At 60.1% G+C, this 1312-nt stretch carries 1 protein-coding gene; it reads left to right on the top strand.

From position 1 onward, the window contains the following. Positions 1-66: 66 nt before the first annotated feature. Positions 67-1271 (top strand): IS3 family transposase gene (locus ACIBL3_RS47285; RefSeq protein WP_396360626.1). Its coding sequence is split into 2 segments (ribosomal slippage): positions 67-331 and positions 331-1271, totalling 1206 coding nucleotides; the frame shifts between segments, so codons are not numbered across the junction. The last annotated feature ends 41 nt before the right edge of the window (positions 1272-1312 follow it).

The raw sequence follows: 1312 nt of genomic DNA, 5'->3' as shown, positions 1-1312 counted from the left end.
CTGAGGTGCCCCGAGGTTGCCGGACAGCGACCCAACTAAGATTGGGTTGTCTGGAAAGGAAGATCTTTGCCGCGTCCGAAGAGGAGCTTTTCTCCTGAGTTTCGGGAGGAAGCCGTGAAGATGGTGATCGAGACTTCGCGTCCGGTCGCTCAGGTGGCCAGGGAGATCGGTGTTAATCCGGGTACTCTTGCTAACTGGGTTAATGCGTATCGTCGTGAGCATGCCGGCGAGGAGGCGCCGCTGTCGGTGGACGAGCGGGCCAGGCTTCGGGAGCTTGAACGCGAAGCGCGGGAACTGCGACTGGAGAACGAGTTCCTGAAAAAAGCCGCGGCGTACTTTGCCAAGGATCATCGGTGAGTGACAAGTTCGAGTTCATCGATGCAGAGCACGCAGCCAACACCGAGAACGCCGAATCCGCGCTGGCGGCACTGTCTGTCGTCAAGATGTGCGCGCTCCTGGAAGTGTCCCGCTCCGGATTCTACGAATGGAGGGATCGGCCGGCGTCTGCCACCGCGGAAAGACGCGAAGATCTGAAGCTGATCATCGTCAAGTCGTTCACCGATTCCGACGGCACCTACGGCTACCGCCGGGTCCACGCTGACCTTGCCGCCTGGGGCGTCTCGTGCGGGCCTGAGCTCGTGCGCTGCCTCATGCGGGAACTTGACCTGGAGCCGTGCCAGCCCAGGCCGTGGCGGGTCGGCCTGACCGACAACGACGGCCAGACCGACCACATCCCCGACCTCGTGAGCCGCGACTTCACCGCCGACGCTCCTGGGCAGAAAATGGTCGGCGATATCACCTATATTGAGACCTGGGAAGGATGGGTCTATTTGGCCACTGTCATCGATTGCTACACCAAAGCCGTGATCGGCTGGGCGATGGACGACAATTACAAGGCCCCGCTTATCGAGCGGGCCATCGAGATGGCCGCCCGCAATCACCAGCTTGCCGAAGGTGCCATTTTCCATTCCGACCGCGGCAGCAACTATACATCCACCAAATTCGCCGAGACATTGAAGAAGCTCAACCTCCGGCAATCGGTCGGGCAAACCGGCGTATGTTACGACAATGCGATGGCCGAATCGTTTTTCGGCGTGCTGAAGAACGAGCGTGTTCATCGTACGCAGTACCCGACCCGCGCGCACGCCTACCGCGATATTGCGCGCTACATCGAACTCCGCTACAATTCACGACGTCGCCATTCAGGACTCGCCTACCGAACCCCACAACAGGTCCATGACGAGTATCTGGAACGGCAGCTCGCAGCGTGAATTAGCCGTTAAGAGCTGTCCGGAAAACGCGGGGCGCATCA

Source organism: Kribbella sp. NPDC050124 (assembly GCF_044460355.1).
GTDB lineage: Bacteria > Actinomycetota > Actinomycetes > Propionibacteriales > Kribbellaceae > Kribbella.
The sequence above is the reverse complement of the archived record's forward strand: the minus strand, read 5'-3'. Positions and strand labels throughout refer to the sequence as shown.